Origin of the sequence: Quadrisphaera sp. GCM10027208 (assembly GCF_042658805.1) — a bacterium.
GTDB lineage: Bacteria > Actinomycetota > Actinomycetes > Actinomycetales > SCSIO-59966 > SCSIO-59966.
In genome coordinates this window covers 1-15,009 of record NZ_JBHSRC010000008.1, presented here as the reverse complement: position 1 = coordinate 15,009, position 15,009 = coordinate 1, and the positions used below count along the sequence as shown (strand labels likewise).

20 protein-coding genes and 2 tRNA genes are annotated in these 15,009 nt (G+C 74.0%); 8 read left to right on the top strand and 14 right to left on the bottom strand.

Annotation, left to right across the window (positions count from 1 at the left end; translation table 11 throughout):
• The first annotated feature begins 7 nt into the window (after window positions 1-7).
• The gene (locus ACFP6A_RS12505; RefSeq protein WP_379604011.1) at window positions 8-1,558 is read left to right on the top strand and encodes a molybdopterin-dependent oxidoreductase; all 1,551 of its coding nucleotides are present in this window, start codon (window positions 8-10) and stop codon (window positions 1,556-1,558) included.
• A 12-nt stretch (window positions 1,559-1,570) separates the two neighbouring features.
• Here ACFP6A_RS12505 and ACFP6A_RS12500 read toward each other — a convergent pair.
• The 3 genes from ACFP6A_RS12500 to ACFP6A_RS12490 all read right to left on the bottom strand — a co-directional run bounded on the left by ACFP6A_RS12500 (window position 1,571) and on the right by ACFP6A_RS12490 (window position 2,552).
• Window positions 1,571-1,652: transfer RNA gene (locus tag ACFP6A_RS12500), tRNA-Leu, on the bottom strand.
• 19 nt (window positions 1,653-1,671) lie between these two features.
• Entirely contained in the window at window positions 1,672-2,142 is a 471-nt protein-coding gene (gene bcp / locus ACFP6A_RS12495) for a thioredoxin-dependent thiol peroxidase (protein ID WP_379604010.1), read from the bottom strand.
• A 26-nt stretch (window positions 2,143-2,168) separates the two neighbouring features.
• Window positions 2,169-2,552, bottom strand: coding sequence for a hypothetical protein (locus ACFP6A_RS12490; protein WP_379604008.1), 384 nt, complete (start codon window positions 2,550-2,552; stop codon window positions 2,169-2,171).
• Between the two features lie 60 nt (window positions 2,553-2,612).
• Here ACFP6A_RS12490 and ACFP6A_RS12485 point away from each other — a divergent pair, with 60 nt between their 5' ends.
• The 6 genes from ACFP6A_RS12485 to ACFP6A_RS12460 all read left to right on the top strand — a co-directional run bounded on the left by ACFP6A_RS12485 (window position 2,613) and on the right by ACFP6A_RS12460 (window position 7,275).
• Window positions 2,613-3,665, top strand: a complete 1,053-nt coding sequence (locus ACFP6A_RS12485; protein WP_379604006.1) for an energy-coupling factor ABC transporter permease — start codon at window positions 2,613-2,615, stop codon at window positions 3,663-3,665.
• A 4-nt stretch (window positions 3,666-3,669) separates the two neighbouring features.
• Window positions 3,670-4,431 (top strand): cobalt ECF transporter T component CbiQ, encoded by a 762-nt coding sequence (gene cbiQ, locus ACFP6A_RS12480; protein ID WP_379604004.1) that lies wholly within the window; start codon window positions 3,670-3,672, stop codon window positions 4,429-4,431.
• A complete protein-coding gene (locus ACFP6A_RS12475; protein WP_379604002.1) occupies window positions 4,428-5,204 on the top strand; it encodes an energy-coupling factor ABC transporter ATP-binding protein in 777 nt (258 codons plus the stop codon). The genes cbiQ and ACFP6A_RS12475 overlap by 4 nt, the downstream gene beginning before the upstream one ends.
• Window positions 5,205-5,228: 24 nt before the next feature.
• The gene (locus tag ACFP6A_RS12470; protein ID WP_379604000.1) at window positions 5,229-5,558 is read left to right on the top strand and encodes a DUF3618 domain-containing protein; all 330 of its coding nucleotides are present in this window, start codon (window positions 5,229-5,231) and stop codon (window positions 5,556-5,558) included.
• Window positions 5,559-5,608: 50 nt separating this feature from the next.
• On the top strand, window positions 5,609-5,905 hold the full coding sequence (locus ACFP6A_RS12465) for a GroES family chaperonin (protein WP_379604223.1): 297 nt from the start codon (window positions 5,609-5,611) through the stop codon (window positions 5,903-5,905).
• 68 nt (window positions 5,906-5,973) lie between these two features.
• Window positions 5,974-7,275, top strand: a complete 1,302-nt coding sequence (locus tag ACFP6A_RS12460) for a cytochrome P450 (protein ID WP_379603998.1) — start codon at window positions 5,974-5,976, stop codon at window positions 7,273-7,275.
• Window positions 7,276-7,328: 53 nt separating this feature from the next.
• Here the strand turns inward: ACFP6A_RS12460 and ACFP6A_RS12455 are convergent, their stop codons facing one another.
• From ACFP6A_RS12455 to ACFP6A_RS12405, 11 genes are all read right to left on the bottom strand, one after another.
• Window positions 7,329-7,970 (bottom strand): cation transporter, encoded by a 642-nt coding sequence (locus ACFP6A_RS12455; RefSeq protein ID WP_379603996.1) that lies wholly within the window; start codon window positions 7,968-7,970, stop codon window positions 7,329-7,331.
• A 181-nt stretch (window positions 7,971-8,151) separates the two neighbouring features.
• The gene (locus ACFP6A_RS12450) at window positions 8,152-8,532 is read right to left on the bottom strand and encodes a PIN domain-containing protein (protein ID WP_379603994.1); all 381 of its coding nucleotides are present in this window, start codon (window positions 8,530-8,532) and stop codon (window positions 8,152-8,154) included.
• Complete coding sequence (locus ACFP6A_RS12445; protein WP_379603992.1) at window positions 8,529-8,774, bottom strand: type II toxin-antitoxin system Phd/YefM family antitoxin; 246 nt, start codon at window positions 8,772-8,774, stop codon at window positions 8,529-8,531. The genes ACFP6A_RS12450 and ACFP6A_RS12445 overlap by 4 nt, the downstream gene beginning before the upstream one ends.
• Window positions 8,775-8,819: 45 nt before the next feature.
• A tRNA-Lys gene (locus ACFP6A_RS12440) sits at window positions 8,820-8,892 on the bottom strand.
• A gap of 46 nt (window positions 8,893-8,938) precedes the next feature.
• Window positions 8,939-9,136 (bottom strand): hypothetical protein, encoded by a 198-nt coding sequence (locus tag ACFP6A_RS12435; RefSeq protein ID WP_379603990.1) that lies wholly within the window; start codon window positions 9,134-9,136, stop codon window positions 8,939-8,941.
• Between the two features lie 100 nt (window positions 9,137-9,236).
• Window positions 9,237-10,331, bottom strand: a complete 1,095-nt coding sequence (locus tag ACFP6A_RS12430; RefSeq protein ID WP_379603988.1) for an ABC transporter ATP-binding protein — start codon at window positions 10,329-10,331, stop codon at window positions 9,237-9,239.
• The gene (modB, locus tag ACFP6A_RS12425) at window positions 10,316-10,993 is read right to left on the bottom strand and encodes a molybdate ABC transporter permease subunit (RefSeq protein ID WP_379603986.1); all 678 of its coding nucleotides are present in this window, start codon (window positions 10,991-10,993) and stop codon (window positions 10,316-10,318) included. Before modB ends, ACFP6A_RS12430 begins: the two co-directional genes overlap by 16 nt.
• 1 nt (window position 10,994) lies before the next feature.
• Window positions 10,995-11,804, bottom strand: coding sequence for a molybdate ABC transporter substrate-binding protein (modA, locus tag ACFP6A_RS12420; RefSeq protein ID WP_379603984.1), 810 nt, complete (start codon window positions 11,802-11,804; stop codon window positions 10,995-10,997).
• Window positions 11,801-12,199 (bottom strand): molybdopterin-binding protein, encoded by a 399-nt coding sequence (locus ACFP6A_RS12415; protein ID WP_379603982.1) that lies wholly within the window; start codon window positions 12,197-12,199, stop codon window positions 11,801-11,803. The genes modA and ACFP6A_RS12415 overlap by 4 nt, the downstream gene beginning before the upstream one ends.
• A 61-nt stretch (window positions 12,200-12,260) precedes the next feature.
• Complete coding sequence (locus ACFP6A_RS12410) at window positions 12,261-13,379, bottom strand: hypothetical protein (RefSeq protein ID WP_379603980.1); 1,119 nt, start codon at window positions 13,377-13,379, stop codon at window positions 12,261-12,263.
• Window positions 13,380-13,393: 14 nt separating this feature from the next.
• Window positions 13,394-14,092 (bottom strand): GNAT family N-acetyltransferase, encoded by a 699-nt coding sequence (locus ACFP6A_RS12405; protein ID WP_379603979.1) that lies wholly within the window; start codon window positions 14,090-14,092, stop codon window positions 13,394-13,396.
• A gap of 171 nt (window positions 14,093-14,263) precedes the next feature.
• Here ACFP6A_RS12405 and ACFP6A_RS12400 point away from each other — a divergent pair, with 171 nt between their 5' ends.
• Complete coding sequence (locus ACFP6A_RS12400; protein WP_379603977.1) at window positions 14,264-14,878, top strand: DUF6318 family protein; 615 nt, start codon at window positions 14,264-14,266, stop codon at window positions 14,876-14,878.
• Window positions 14,879-15,009 lie beyond the last annotated feature (131 nt).

The window sequence follows — 15,009 nt, the reverse complement described above, 5'->3', positions numbered from 1 at the left end:
CATCGACATGAGAGCCACCGCTCCGTGGCCGCTCGCCGCCGCCGCCGGCCTGGCGTCCGGTGGGCTCGCGCTCGGCGTCGCCGAGGTGCTGGCGGCGGTGATCTCGCCGACCACCGCGCCGCTGCTGGTCGTCGGGGACGCGTTCGTGGACGTGACGCCCTCGTGGCTCAAGGACGTCGCCATCTCCGCCTTCGGCACGAACGACAAGGTCGCGCTGTTCGTCGGCATGGGGGTCGTCGTGGCGGCGCTGGCCGCCCTGGCCGGGGTGGTGGCACTGCGCCGGCGGTACGCGGGGGTGGCCGTCGTCGCGCTGCTGGGCGTCGTGGCCGTCGTCGCGGCGACGACCCGCCCCGCGGCCGGGACGCTCGACGCGCTGCCGAGCCTGGCCGGTGTCGCCGTCGGTGCCGTCGTCCTGGTGCGCCTCGTCGACCGGCTGGCCACGGGGGCCGACTGCCGCCGCGACGCCCAGAGCCGGACGACGCCGGCCGCGGCCCGTCGTTCCTTCCTCACCGCGGTCGGGGTCACGGTGCTGGCCGCGGCCACGGGCGGGGTCGTCGGGCGCCTGGTGGGACGCTCCGCACGCGACGTCAGCGCCACCCGCGCGGCGCTGGACCTGCCGCCGCCGGCGCGGGCGGCGCCCACCCCGACGGGCGCGGTGACCCTGGACGTGGCCGGTATCACGCCGTGGCAGACGCCGAACGCCGAGTTCTTCCGGATCGACACCGCGCTGGCGGTGCCGCACGTCGACCCGCGTGACTGGCGGCTCCGGGTGCACGGCCTCGTCGAGCGGGAGGTCGAGATCTCCTTCGACGACCTGGTGGCCTCCGACCTCGTCGAGGAGTGGATCACCCTCACCTGTGTCTCCAACCCGGTCGGCGGGGACCTGGCCGGCAACGCCCGCTGGCTGGGGCTGCCGGTCCGCGAGCTGCTGCACCGGGCCCGGCCCGACCAGGGCGCCGACATGGTGCTGTCGAGAAGCGTGGACGGGTTCACCGCCTCGACGCCGCTCGACGTGCTGATGAGCAGCCCGCAGGCCCTGCTGGCCGTCGGGATGAACGGTGAGCCGTTGCCGCTCGAGCACGGCTACCCGGTGCGGATGGTGGTGCCCGGCCTGTACGGCTACGTCTCGGCGACGAAGTGGGTCGTCGACCTCGAGGTCACCAGGTTCCAGGACGCCACCGCCTACTGGACCGACCGTGGCTGGGCCGAGAGGGCGCCGGTCAAGACCGCCTCGCGGATCGACGTCCCGCGGCCGTCCGCGAGGCTGGAGCCCGGGCCGGTGGTGGTCGCCGGCGTCGCCTGGGCCCAGACCCGCGGCATCGAGCGGGTTGAGGTCAGCGTGGACGACGGGCCGTGGGTGGCCGCTCAGCTGGCCGAGCAGCACGACGTCGACTCCTGGCGTCAGTGGCGGCTGGAGTGGGACGCCACCCCGGGCAGCCACGCGCTGCGCGTGCGGGCCACCGACGGCACCGGTGAGACGCAGACCGCCGAGCGGGTCGACCCCGTCCCGGACGGCGCGTCCGGGTGGCACTCGGTCACCGTCACCGTGCTCGGGTGACCGGCTGCTCGGTGCGGGAGGCGGGACTCGAACCCGCACGCCCGAAGGCACAAGATCCTAAGTCTTGCGTGGCTGCCAGTTACACCACTCCCGCGTCGGCCGGGCGAGGGCCGTCAGTCCAGCCCGAGGTCCCGGCGGAGCTTCGCGACGTGCCCGGTGGCCTTGACGTTGTACTGCGCCAGCTCGACCTTGCCCTCCGGGTCGACGACCACCGTCGAACGGATCACGCCGGTGCTCGGCTTGCCGTAGGAGGTCTTCTCCCCGTAGGCGCCGTAGGCGGTCATCACCGCCCGGTCGGTGTCCGACACCAGCGGGTAGGTCAGGCCCTCCTGCTCGGCGAACTGCGTCAGCTTGGCCGGCTCGTCCGGGGAGACCCCGACGACGTCGTAGCCGGCCGCCTGCAGGGAGCCGAGGTTGTCCCGGAAGTCGCACGCCTGGGTCGTGCACCCCGGGGTCATCGCCGCCGGGTAGAAGTAGACGACGACGTGCCGGCCGCGGTGCTCCGAGAGGGTGAAGGTGCCGCCGTCGGCGGTGGGCGCGGTGAAGTCCGGCGCCGGGTCGCCGACCTGGAGTCGTTCGGTCATGCTCGCCAGCCTAGGCGCTCGCGGCGTCACTCCGGCAGTCGGTCCAGCAGCCGCGAGGGCCCGACGCAGGTGCCGCCCGCGGCGGTGACCCGTTCGCGCAGTCCGCGGTCGGCGGTCACGACGGTCACGTCGTCCCCGCCGGCGACGTGCTCGTGCACGGTCGCGACGACCGCGTCGTCCCCGGAGCCCTCGGCGTGCACCGTGCGCACCCGGCCCACCGTGCCCTCGGCCTGCCCGGCGCGGGCGGCGCCCTCGAGCACCAGGACGACGAGGTCCGTGTCGAGGTTCGTGTCGAGGTCCGCCGCGAGGAGGGACGCGTGCAGACGGGCGGCGGCGCCGGCCCGGTCGCGCCACCAGCCGGTCGGCCGGCTGCCCACGACGTTCGCGGCGTCGACGACGAGGACGTGCACGTCGCCACGCTACCGGCGCGCTTGTTGCGAACAGTTCGCAACAAGAGGGAGGATGGGCGTGTGCACGTGCCCGACGGGTTCCTCGACGTCCCCACCTCCCTGGCCACCGGCGCCGTCGCCGCCGGTGCGGTCGGGCTCGCCCTGCAGCGGGCTGGCGCGCAGCTGCGTACCGCGGGCGCCCCGATGGCGGGCCTGACCGCGGCATTCGTCTTCGCTACCCAGATGGTCAACTTCCCCGTCGGGCCCGGCACCAGCGGTCACCTCATGGGCGGCGCCCTCGCTGCCGCGCTGGTCGGGCCGTGGGCGGGCCTGCTCGCCGTCGCCGTGGTGGTCGTCGTCCAGGCCCTGCTGTTCGCCGACGGCGGCCTGACCGCCCTGGGCACGAACGTCACCCTCATCGCCGTCGTGACCGTCGCCGTGGGGTGGGCCGTGACCCGGGCCGTGCTGGCCGTGCTGCCGCCCCACCCGGGCAGCGTCGTGCCCGCGGTCGCCGTCGGGGCCTTCGTGTCGGTCCCGGCCACCGCCCTCGCCTTCACCGGCCTGTACGCCGTCGGGGGAGCGGTCAGCATCCCGATCGGCACGCTGGCCGCCGCGATGCTCGGGTGGCACACGCTGATCGGGATCGGGGAGGCCGTCATCACCGCCGCCGTCGTCGGCGCGGTCGTCGCCACCCGCCCCGACCTGGTCCACGCCGCCCGCCACGTCCGGCGCCAGCTCGTCCTCGTCGACGCCGAGGGCCGGCAGCGGACGGTCACCGCGGACACCGTCCCGACCGCAGTCGAGCAACGGTCCGGCCGCGGCCTGCTGGCCACGCTGCTGGCGGTCAGCCTGCTCGTCGGTGGCGGGTTGAGCCTGCTCGCCAGCGGCAACCCCGACGGCCTGGAGTACGTCGGCGAGCGGCTCGGCTTCGCCGGCGCCGCCCACGACTCGGCGGTTGCCGGCAGCCCGCTGGCGGACTACGGCGTCAGCGGGCTGGGGAGCCTCGGCGCCGTCCTCGCCGGGGTGCTCGGCGTCCTGATCACCCTCGCTGTCGCCGCCGGCGTCGGGCGTCTGGTCGCCGCCCGTCGCCGTCCGCCCGATCGGGCCGAGGACGTCCGCCGGGCTGGGCGCTGAGCCAGTGGCCGCCGCCGACGGGCTCCTGGTCCCGGGGGACACCGCCGTCCACCGGCTGCCCGCGCACGTCAAGGTCGTCGCCCTGCTCGGCTTCGTGGTGGCCGTCGTCCTCGTCCCGCCCCGGCAGTGGTGGGCCCTGCTCGCCGCCGCGGCCGTCCTCGCCGTCGTCGTCCGGGTCGCCCGGCTGCCCGCCGTCGTCGTGGTCCGGCGGATGGTGGTCGAGGTGCCGTTCGTCGTGTTCGCCCTGCTGCTGCCGGTGCTGGCGACCGGGCCGCGGGTCGACGTCTTGGGCGTCCCGCTCGCCGTCGAGGGCCTGGTCGGCGCCTGGAACCTGCTCGCCAAGGCCACCATCGGCGTGGTGGCGGCCATCACCCTGGCTGCCACCACGACCCCGCGGGACCTCGTCGCCGGGCTGGAGCGGCTCCGGGTGCCGGACGCCCTGGTGCAGATCGTCGCCTTCATGCTGCGCTACCTCGCCGTCGTCGCCGACGACCTGCACCGGATGCGCATCGCCCGGGAGTCCCGCGGCGCCCCGCCCGGCTGGTGGGGCCAGCTGCGCGCGGTCGCCGCGACCATCGGGGCACTGTTCGTGCGCACCTACGAGCGTGGAGAGCGTGTGCAGCAGGCCATGCTGGCCCGCGGCTGGACCGGGCGCAGCGTCCTGGTCCAGGGCCGGGCCGCCACTGCCGCCGAGTGGGCCGGCGCCGCCGTGCTGCCGCTGGCCGCTGCCGTTCTCGCCGTGGTGGCGTGGAGCGTGGCAGGGTGACCGGCGGGACCCCGGCCGTCGAGGTGCGGGGGCTCGCGTTCGCCTACCCGGACGGCCGCCAGGCCCTCTACGGCGTCGACCTCGTCGTCCAGCCGGGGGAGCGGGTCGCCCTGCTCGGCCCCAACGGTGCCGGCAAGACGACGCTCGTCCTGCACCTCAACGGCATCCTCGGCCCGGTGTCGGGGGGCACCGGGACGGGCACCGTCCGGATCGCCGGCCTGGAGCTGACCCGCGAGCACCTCACCGCCGTCCGGCAGCGGGTCGGCCTCGTCTTCCAGGACCCCGACGACCAGCTGTTCATGCCCACGGTGCGCGACGACGTCGCGTTCGGGCCGGCCAACGCGGGACTGCGGGGGGACGAGCTCGACGCGCGGGTGCGTGAGGCGCTGGAGCGGGTCGGGATGCTCGAGCACGCCGACCGGCCTCCGCACCACCTGTCCTTCGGGCAGCGCCGGCGGGTGGCGGTGGCCACCGTGCTGGCCATGCGGCCCGACGTGCTCGTCCTCGACGAGCCGTCGAGCAACCTCGACCCGGCCAGCCGACGCGAGCTCGCCGACATCCTCACCGGGCTCGACGTCACCGTGCTCATGGTCACCCACGACCTGCCCTACGCGCTCCAGCTGTGCCCGCGGTCGGTGCTGCTCGACGACGGCCGCGTCGTCGCCGACGGCCCGACCCGCGACCTGCTCGCCGACCGCCGGCTGATGAGCGCCCACCGGCTGGAGCTGCCCTACGGCTTCGACCCGCTGTCCGTGCCCGGAGCGCAGGCGTGAGACGTCGGCGCTAGCGTGACCCCCATGAGTACGCCCGCTGCCGACGCCGCGTCGACGCCGCCGCCGAAGGTCCACATCCCGAGCGACCCGGAGGCCATCGAGCGCGAGATCGCGCTGCGGCAGGCCAGGCTCGCCGCGACCGTCGACGAGCTGACCGCCCGCCTGAGCCCCAAGGAGGTCGGCCGTCGTGCCGCTGCGGGTGCCCGGGGCAGGGCCGTCTCCGCCGTCACCGCCGAGGACGGTTCGCTGCGGGTCGAGCGGATCGGCGCCGCTGCGGCCGCCGTTCTCGCCGTCGTCGTCCTCGTCGTGCGTCGCCGGCGTCGTCGCCGCGACCCGTTGGCGCAGTACCGCTGACCGCGCCGGTGAGCGAGCAGAGCGCCCCGGACAGCCGGCTGCCGATCCGGATGCTGCACGACCGAGTCCTCGTCGCCCTGGACCGGGACAGCGGGGAACGCCGGTCCTCGGCCGGGATCGTCATCCCCGCCACGGCCGCCGTCGGACGTCGTCTGGCCTGGGCCGGTGTCGTCGCGGTCGGCCAGCACGTGCGCCAGGTCCGGGTCGGGGACCGGGTCCTGTTCGACCCCGAGGACCGCGGTGAGGTGGAGCTCCAGGGCCGCGACTACGTGCTGCTGCGCGAGCGGGACATCCACGCCGTCGCGGCCCCCCGGGTCGAGGACGGCAGCACCGGGTTGTACCTCTGAACGCTCCCAGCCGGCGGCGTAACGCCCGCTACACCCCGCTGGACGCCGACGGGCCGCTGCCGGCGGAGATGGTCCGGGCCGTCCCGGCGATCCGGCGGGACCCGCTGGCGTTCCTCGCCGGCCTCGTCGGACGGTACGGCGACCTCGTCGCCTTCCCGATGCCCCGCACGCCGGCGCTGCTCGCCAACACCGTCCCCGCCGCCCGACGGGTGCTCGTCGAGCGGCACGCCGGCTACACCAAGCGAACGGCCCAGTACGGCGCGCTGTCCCTGGTCACCGGCACCGGCCTGCTCACCGCCGACGGCGAGGAGTGGCGCCACCGCCGCCGTATCGACCAGCCGGCGTTCCACCACTCCGGCCTCGAGGAGGTCGCCTCCCAGGCGGTGGCCGCCGCCCAGCGGGTCCGCGCCCGGGTCCCCGCCGGTGGGGGAGTCGTCGACGTCGACGCCGCAGTCCTCCAGGCCACCCTCGAGGTGGTCGGTCGCACCCTGTTCGGCGGTGCGGTCGCGCAGGACGGCGAACGGGTCGTCGCCGCCGTCCTGGAGGCCCTCGACGTCGTCGTGTCCCGCGTGCGCACGCCCGCGGTCGTCCCGGCCGCCGTCCCGACCCCGCGCAACCGGCGGCTGGCGCGCGCCGTCCGGACCCTCGACCAGGCCGCGGCGGACGTTGTCGCGCACCGGCGCCAGGCCGGCGTCCGGGACGGCGACGGCGACCTGCTGGCCCTGCTGCTGCGGGCCGCGGACGCCGGCGAGCTCACCGCCACGCAGGTGCGCGACGAGCTCGTCACGATGGTGATCGCCGGCCACGAGACGGTGGCCTCGGCCATCTCGTGGACGCTGCACCTGCTCGCCACCCATCCGGGTGAGCAGGCACGGGTGCACGCCGAGCTCGACGAGGTGCTGGGCGGGCGGGCGCCGGCGTGGGCCGACCTGCCGGCGCTGGCGCGCACCCGCGCCGTCCTCGACGAGTCCCTGCGGCTCTACCCCCCGGCCTGGGTGGTGAGCCGTCGCGCCGTGGTGGACGACGAGATCGACGGCGTCGCCGTCCCCGCGGGCACGCTCGTGATCATCAGCCCGTGGCTGCTGCACCGGCGTCCGGACGTGTTCGCCGATCCCGAGGCGTTCCGGCCCGACCGGTTCCTCGGGGACGCCGCCCGCACGGTCCCGCGCGGGGCCTACCTGCCCTTCGGTGCCGGGCCGCGGCTGTGCATCGGCCGGGACTTCGCCCTCGTGGAGAGCGTGCTCGTGCTCGCCGAGCTGCTGCGCGACCACGCCGTGCTGCCCGTGCCGGGGCACCGGGTCCGCGCCGAGGCGCTCGTGACGATGCGCCCGCACGGCGGTCTGCCCCTGCGAGTGCTGCCGCGGGGATGACCGGCGCGCGGACCGACGGTCACTGGCGTCCTGGCCGCCGCACCGGGGTTGGGTCAGTCGATGGGCTCGCCGGCCAGGGCCTTGGCGGCCAGCCGCTCCTCCTCGCTGGCCTCCCACACCTCGTAGGCGGCGTGCAGCGCCAGCAGGATGATGAAGCAGCCGAGGATCAGGTCGGGCCAGCCCGACGCGGTCCAGACGGTGAGCACCGACATGGCGATGATGGCGACGTTGACGAGGACGTCGTTGCGGGCCGACAGGAACGCCGCGCTGCTCAGCGAGCCCCCGTGGTGGCGCACGCTGACCAGCAGCCACGCGCTCGTGCCGTTGACGACGATGGCGCCGAGCGAGGCGAGGACGACGGGCAGGACGTCGGGCGCGACCGGGTCGGTGAACCGCTGGACCGCCGTCCAGGCGGCGACGCTGGCCGGCCCGAGGATGATCAGGGCCATCGCCTTGCCCATGACCGCTCGTCTGGCGAGCTGCCAGCCGAGGGCGACGAAGATCAGCAGGTTGATCGCGGTGTCCTCGAGGAAGTCGACGCTGTCGGCGAGCAGGGACACCGACCCGGCCACCAGCGCCACGCTGAACTCGACGAAGAAGTACGACAGGTTGAGCATCGCCACGATGAGCACGGCCCGCCGCAGTCGGCGCGGGTCGACGTGGTCGCCGGTGGTGGGCGGTTCGCTCGGGTTCATCGTCGGATGGCGGGCTTCCAGTCAGTGGTGCGCGGCGTCAGTGGTAGGCGGCGGGGATCACGGTACGCCGGTCCGGGCGCCGGCCTCGTGTGGTGGAGGGGTCCGGTGACGTGGGAGACGCATCCGGTGACGCCTGACCGGTTCGAGGACTTCGCCGACGTCATCAACCGGTTGAGCGCCGCTAGTGCGGGTGGCGAGCGTCGACCAGGTCCTTGATGATCTCGAAGTCGGCGAGGTCGTAGGTCAGCAGCGGAACCTTCTCGACGTTGGCCGTTGCCGCTATCGCGAGATCGATCTGCCGGCGCCGTGGGTTGCCGCCTCGTCGCGTGACTGCGGCGGCGAGCCGGCCCCATGCCCGGGCCACCTCGACGCTGACGGGCAGCGGGTCGAAGGCCGCCTCGATCGACGCCAAACGGTCCGTGCGGCGGGCCCGCTCGTCGTCGTCCGCGGCTACCAGAACGCCGAAGTGCAACTCGGTGATCGATGCGACGCTGATCGCCGCCTCCACGTCCCCCGGCGCCTCCGCGCCGATGAGCACAGAGGTGTCGAGAACCGCCCTCATCGGGCGAACGGGTCGCTCAGCTCGGCGCCGAGTCGCGTCAGGTCGTCATCCATGTCTCGTGGCGGCGGACCCTGCCAGATCTCGGCGAGCGCGCGTCCGCTGACCCAGCGGCGCCGGTGCGCCGGTCCCAGTTCGGCCACGGGCCGGCCGGCAACGGTAACGGTGAAGGTCTCGCCGGCTTCGACGCGACGCAGCACATCGCCCACCTCGTTGCGCAGCTGCTTCTGTGGGATGGTCGTCACAGCGCGATGGTAGCAGTAGTGCTACTTCCGGTCCGCCAGTCAGAGTGCGCCATCAGGGACTCGAACCCCGAACCCGCTGATTAAGAGTCAGCTGCTCTGCCAATTGAGCTAATGGCGCGCGCCGTAGACTCTAGCAACCCGCCCGAGCCTCGACGAAATCGCCGTCAGGGCTGCTCCCACCAGGCCTCCTCCGGCTCCCCCTCCTCGTCGAGGATGCTCTCGGAGTCCGGTCCGGCCGGTGCGGTGAGATCCAGCAGGAGCGACACCGGGACGCCCTCGGACAGCAGCTCGAGCACCTTCTCGGGGTGACCCTCGGGGGGCGACGGCTCCTCGTCGCTCGGGACGGTCTGCGGTTCGTCCACCGTGCCTCCTCTCCGGCAAGGAGCCGGTTCCGTGGAACCGCCCGGGCGGACGGTGAGCCGGTACATCGGCATGAACCGGACAGAACTTGAGCCCCCCAGTCTAGGCCTCGTCCCGGGGGATGAGGTGGACCGCGGGTGCCTTGACCGACGCGGTCACCTGCACCCCAGGGCGCAGACCGAGCTCCTCGAGGGCCGGCCGGGTGATGTACGCGGCCAGGGGGAACCCGCAGTCGAGGTCCACCCGGACGAGGCCCCGTTCGGCCACGACGTCGCGGACGACGGCCGGCAGGTGGTTGCGCGGGCTCGTCGTCCGGGACCCACCGGGGGCCTCCAGGGCGACGTCCTCGGCGCGCACGCACACCAGGACGCCGTCCCCTGGCCCGGCGGGGGGGTCGTCGCCGGTGGCGGCGGTGAGCAGCTGTCCGCCGACCGCGACGGTGGTGACGCCGTCCGCGACCCGGCGCACCACACCGGGCAGGACGCTCTCCACGTCCACGACCCGGGCGACGTCCGGGTCGGCGGGCCGGTCGAACACCTCCGCCGGACCACCGACCTGCCGGACCGTCCCGTCGACGACGACGGCGACGCGGTCGCCCAGGGCGAGCGCCTCGGTGCGGTCGTGGGTGACGAGCAGGGTGGGCAGGGACCGGGCGACGAGCAGCCGGCGCAGGTCTGCGCGCAGCACCGCCCTGGTGGGGGCGTCCAGCGCGGACAGCGGCTCGTCGAGCAGGAGCAGCCGCGGGCCCGGCGCGAGTGCGCGCGCCAGCGCCACCCGCTGCGCCTCCCCTCCGGACAGCTCGGTCACCCGTCGTCCGGTGAGGTGCCCGGCGCCGGCGGCCGCGAGCGCCTCGCGGACGACGTCGGCCCGCCGGGGGCGGGGGACGACCCCGGCCAGGCCGTAGCCGACGTTGGCGTCGACGTCGAGGTGGGGGAACAGCGCCGGCTCCTGGGACAGGTAGCCCACTCGCCGCCGGCGGGCGGGGACGAACCGAGTGCCGTCGTCCCAGGTTCGTCCGTCGACGACGACCCGGCCGCCGGCGCGGTCGAGGCCCGCCACCGCGCGCAGCACTGTCGTCTTGCCCGCTCCGGAGGGGCCGAAGAGCACGGTCACGCCGTCCAGCGGCACGTCGAGCCGGACGTCGACGGTGTGCCGCCTGACGTGCAGGTCCAGGCGGCCGGTCACGGTCGCGGCCACACCGGCACCTGGCCGCGACGTTGCAGGGCGTAGGTCGCGGTGAGGACGAGCAGGGAGAAGGCGAGCAGCAGCAGACTGGTGCGGCCGGCCGTCGCGTAGTCGAACGCCTGGACGGCGTCGTACACGGCGATGGACACCGTCCGCGTCTCCCCGGGGATGTTGCCGCCGACCATGAGGACGACCCCGAACTCCCCGACGGTGTGCGCGAAGGTCAGCACCGCGGCGGTGGCCAGACCGGCGCGGGACAGCGGCAGCACGACTCGCAGGACGGTTGCCGCGGTGCCGCGGCCCAGGACGGCCGAGGTCTCGACGAGCCGGCGGTCCACCCCCGCGAACGAGGCGAGCAGCGGCTGGACGGCGAACGGCAGGCTGTACAGGACGGAGGCGACGAGCAGTCCGGTGAAGCTGAATGCCAGCGGCGTCCCGACGGTCTGCTCCCACCAGCGGCCCAGCGGGGAGCGGCTGCCGAGCGCGACGAGCACGTAGTAGCCCAGCACCGTGGGCGGCAGCACGAGCGGCAGCGCGACGACCGCCTCGACGAGAACGGTCCAGCGGCGGCGGCTGAACGCCAGCCAGGCCGCGAGCGGGACCGCGACGACGAGAAGGATCGCCGTCGTCGCCGTCGCCAGCCGGATGCTCAGGCCGATGGCCTGCCAGTCCACCTCAGCCCTCCTCGGTCTGCGGCGCCGGTCCGAACCCGTACCGGCGCAGGACGTCCTGACCCTCGGCCGAGAGCAGGGCCTCGCGGACGGCGTGGGTGGCCTCGACGTCGCGCGCCCCGGACAGCACGGCACCACCCTGGACCAGCGGGGGGTGCGCCGAGGGGGGCAGCTGCCACCACCGCCCCTGGTCGGCCATCGGCCCGGCGGCGACGAGGGACGCGGCGACGATGCCGGCGTCCGCACCGCCGGAGGCGACGAGGTCGAGGGCCTGGGAGACGTTCTCGCCGAGCACGATCCGGTCGGCGAGGTCGTCGTCCAGGCCGGCGGCCGTGAGCGCTGCGGCGGCTGCCCGGCCGTACGGGGCGTGCTCCGGGTTCGCCAGGGCGACCCGGCGCACGCCCGGATCGGTGAGGACCTCGAGGCCCTTGGTGGGGTCGATGGGGGAGTCCTGCGGCACCCACAGCACGAGCCGGCCGGTGGCGTAGGTGAAGGTGTCGGCGTCCTCGGCTGCCCCGGCCTCGACGAGCCGGTCGACGTAGCCGGTGTCGGCCGACAGGTAGAGGTCGAACGGGGCGCCGTTGACGATCTGCTGGACGAACTGGCCGGAGGAGCCGTACGTCACCGCCACCTCGACGTCCGGGTCGATCTCCTCGAGCACCTCCGGCAGGGCCAGCTGGAGGTCCGAGGCGGCCGCCACCCGGACGATCGCCGGCTCATCGGGGGAGGACGCGTCGGTGACCCCGCAGCCGGCGGCCGCGAGCGCGAGGAGGACGGTCCCGGCCAGGGCGGCCAGCCGTCGCGACGGGCTCACTGGTGGCCGCCCGCCTGGACGATGACGGTGGTCGCCTTGACCACCGCGGTGGCCGGGGCGCCCGCTTCCAGGTGCAGCTCGTCGGCCGCTTCGCGGGTCATGAGGGACACGACTCGGAACGGGCCGGCCTGGATCTCGACCTGGGCCATCAGTCCGTCGCGGAGGACCTCGGTGACGATGCCGTCGAACCGGTTGCGTGCGGACTGTCGCCAGGTCCCGTCCGCGTCGTCGTCCCGCTGGCGGCGCACCATCGCGGCGACCTCGGCCCCAGGGACGACCATGCGCCCAGCGTCGTCCCGCCCTGCGGTGAGCCTGCCCTGGTCGATCCAGCGCCGTACCGTGTCGTCGCTGACCCGGAGCAGGGCGGCGACGTCACTGACTCGCAGATTCGTCACATCCGGACTCTAGCCGCCGCAGTCGCGGAGCGGGCACCGGCATCGCGTCCGCAGCTGCGGGTCAGCCGTCCACCGGTGGGGCGGTCGTCGTCGGAGTGGGGTCGAACTGGTCGTCGGTGAATCCCAGGTGCAGGTGGTCCTGGTGCACGGCGTCGGTGAAGTACGGCCGCCGGCCCCGGACGCCGTCGAGGTCCTCCGGGCCGCCGGCCTGGCCGGCGCCGGCCGCGACCGCCGCCTCCATCACCTCGCGCCACGGCGAGTTCTCGTGGTCGATCACCGGGATACCGTTCAGTGCCCAGAGGTCGACCGCCCGGCCCTTCGTGTGGTTGGACTGCCGGCCGGTCATGAACACGTCCCAGGGATGGCCCGAGCTCAGTACCTGGACGTCGAGCCGCCAGGTCTCGGCGAGGGTCAGCAGCAGCTCGCAGACGAGGTCGTCGACGAGACGCGCCTCGATGTCCCGGCGCGCGGGGCCCGGAAGGATGATGTTGTCGTGGTCGATGACCGCCTGGCCGGCCGCGGTCGGACCGGTCGGCTCGGGTCGCTGCGGCAGCAGCATCTCGGTCACGGTCCACGCGCCGTCCTGCTTGGCGAGCCGGACGTCGACGATGAGACCGCGCTCCTTCGCCTCGCCGTCCTGCGGGACGATCTGTGTGCCGGTGACCATGACGCTGGCCTGACTGCGGTCCGGGAGCATCCCGCCGTACTGCGGGTAGGTGACCCGCAGCGACGACCAGCGCTCGCCCACCAGCGCCGGCGCCAGCGTCGTCGCGGCGGCCCCGGTGATGCCGAGCGCCGCGAGCCGGTCCACCGCGGCCTGCATGCCGGTCTCGCCGTCGCGCCACGTCAACGCGGTCTCCAGGCTGCGCACCGCAGCCGTCTTGCACTCCGGCTCCACCTCCCCCGGGAGCACCGTGTACGGCTGGATGTCGACCGGCGGGACGGCGGTGTCCTCGGGCTCGGGCTCCGGCTCGGGGACGGGCTGACCGGTGGGGGCGGCTGACGGGGTCACCTCGGGGTCCGGCCAGGTGGCCTCGGTCGAACCGGGCTCGCTCTCGCCGCCGACCGTGCCGCAGCCGGCCAGCAGCAGACCGCCGGCAGACAGCTGGAGCAGCCGGCGACGGGAGAGCAGCACGCGGGGCTCGGTGGCGGTCGGGGGCCGTCGGCGGGGAACCGTCATGTCACCAGTGTCCGTCATGAGGCGGTGCGCCCCTGGGGAGGAGCGTCGTCCGACAGTGTCTTGGTGAACAGCAGCACGCGTCGCCCGTCGCGGTTGAGCCGCTCCTCGGTCTGCACCCAGCCGAGCCGCCGGTAGAACTCCGGGGCGTCGCCGTCGGCGTCGGTGACGAGCTCGAGCCGGGTCACTCCGGCCTCGGCGGCGCAGGTTTCGAACTGGGCCAGCAACCGGCGTCCCACCCCCCGGCCGCGGGCCTGCTCGGAGGTCACGATGGCGTGGACGACGGCGACCGGGGCCTGCGAGGCGTCGTCCGCAGACGTCCCGCCCGGGGCTGCTGCTCGCTGGCGACGTCCAAGGCCCAGTAGCCGGCGGGCGTAGGCGCGTCCGCGGGTGCGGACGAAGTGGAAGGCCAGGCGGGGCCGGACGGCGAGTCCGAGGGCCCCCAGCGCCATCAGCGACCACTTGTCCGAGCCGAGCGTGGCACCGACGTACCGACGCTGGTCGGTGGCGGCCAGGATGAACCCGAGGAGCTCGCCGTCGTGGTCCGTGACGACGTGAGCGCAGCCGTACGGGTTGTCGATGAACGTGCGGTGCCACCGGCGGACGAACCTGGGACCGAGGTTGAGGAACAGTCCCTGGCCCAGGTGCTGCCGGTGCAGCCGGGCGGTGGCGTGGATGTCACTGCGGCGCAGCGGACGGCAGTCCGGCTCGGTCACGGCGGTCAACGTAACAGCAGCCGGTGCCGCTCCCAGGTACCTGAGCGTGGGTGCGCCGGACGGCGTGAGCTGAGCCAGCGGTTACGGGCTGGGCGGCGTCGGGAAGTCGTTGTGCACAGGTGAGCTGCTGGGTCTCGTCAGGTCGGGTTCTGGAAAGTACTGTCTGCCGCCATGGGTCGACGGGGAACCTCGCTGGCGCTCGCGCTGGGCCTGCTGGTCACGGGGTGCTCGGGGGAGCAGCCGGAGACGGCTTCGAGTACGCCGAGTAGTCCGACTACTCGAAGTGCTGGCACGGCTGCGCCGTCGTCGAGTGGGATATCTACGACGTCTGCGTCGGAGACTGCGGCGGCGACCAGCACGCCTGCTCCGCCGGAGATGCCGCCTGAGGCTCGTGAGCTCACCGCCGCTGGGGCGGAGGCTTTCGCACGCTACTTCTTCGAGGTGCTGGAACACGCCTATGAGACTGGTGACGTTCAACGCCTCGAGGAAGTCGCGACCTCCGAATGTGGTGCTTGCTCAGCAGCGAGGGACGAGATTCGGCGGGCCTACGATCTAGATCAGCGATTCTCAGGCGTGCGGTTTACGGTTCATGCTGCGGTGGCGACGGAGCCGGAGACTGCTGGTTCTGTTGTCTCCATGTCCGTAACCGAATCTGCGTCGCAGGTCCTGTCCGCGGATGGTGCCCTTATCAATAGCAGTGATATGGCCGCTGAGAAGCCCATAGACCTTTTTCTTGTCTTCGAGCAAGATTCGTGGAAGGTGTTCGGCGTGGGTGTTGAGCCGTGAGAAGCAACCAAGCATTGCGGGTACTGCCGCTGATCCCTGATCCACCGCGCTGATTCGGCTTGGGTGGTTTCGGTGGCCTGATGAGGTCGGTCGGTGTCGTGGGCGTGGCTGGTCCGCCGGCCTGTGCCGGC

Excerpts from the sequence above, each read along its gene's own strand:
- ACFP6A_RS12505 (WP_379604011.1), top strand. The coding sequence starts at position 8 with ATGAGAGCCACCGCTCCGTGGCCGCTCGCCGCCGCCGCCGGCCTGGCG.
- bcp (WP_379604010.1), bottom strand. The coding sequence starts at position 2,142 with ATGACCGAACGACTCCAGGTCGGCGACCCGGCGCCGGACTTCACCGCG.
- ACFP6A_RS12470 (WP_379604000.1), top strand. The coding sequence starts at position 5,229 with ATGAGTACGCCCGCTGCCGACGCCGCGTCGACGCCGCCGCCGAAGGTC.
- ACFP6A_RS12465 (WP_379604223.1), top strand. The coding sequence starts at position 5,609 with ATGCTGCACGACCGAGTCCTCGTCGCCCTGGACCGGGACAGCGGGGAA.
- ACFP6A_RS12460 (WP_379603998.1), top strand. The coding sequence starts at position 5,974 with ATGGTCCGGGCCGTCCCGGCGATCCGGCGGGACCCGCTGGCGTTCCTC.
- ACFP6A_RS12455 (WP_379603996.1), bottom strand. The coding sequence starts at position 7,970 with ATGAACCCGAGCGAACCGCCCACCACCGGCGACCACGTCGACCCGCGC.
- ACFP6A_RS12450 (WP_379603994.1), bottom strand. The coding sequence starts at position 8,532 with ATGAGGGCGGTTCTCGACACCTCTGTGCTCATCGGCGCGGAGGCGCCG.
- ACFP6A_RS12410 (WP_379603980.1), bottom strand. The coding sequence starts at position 13,379 with ATGACGGTTCCCCGCCGACGGCCCCCGACCGCCACCGAGCCCCGCGTG.
- ACFP6A_RS12400 (WP_379603977.1), top strand. The coding sequence starts at position 14,264 with ATGGGTCGACGGGGAACCTCGCTGGCGCTCGCGCTGGGCCTGCTGGTC.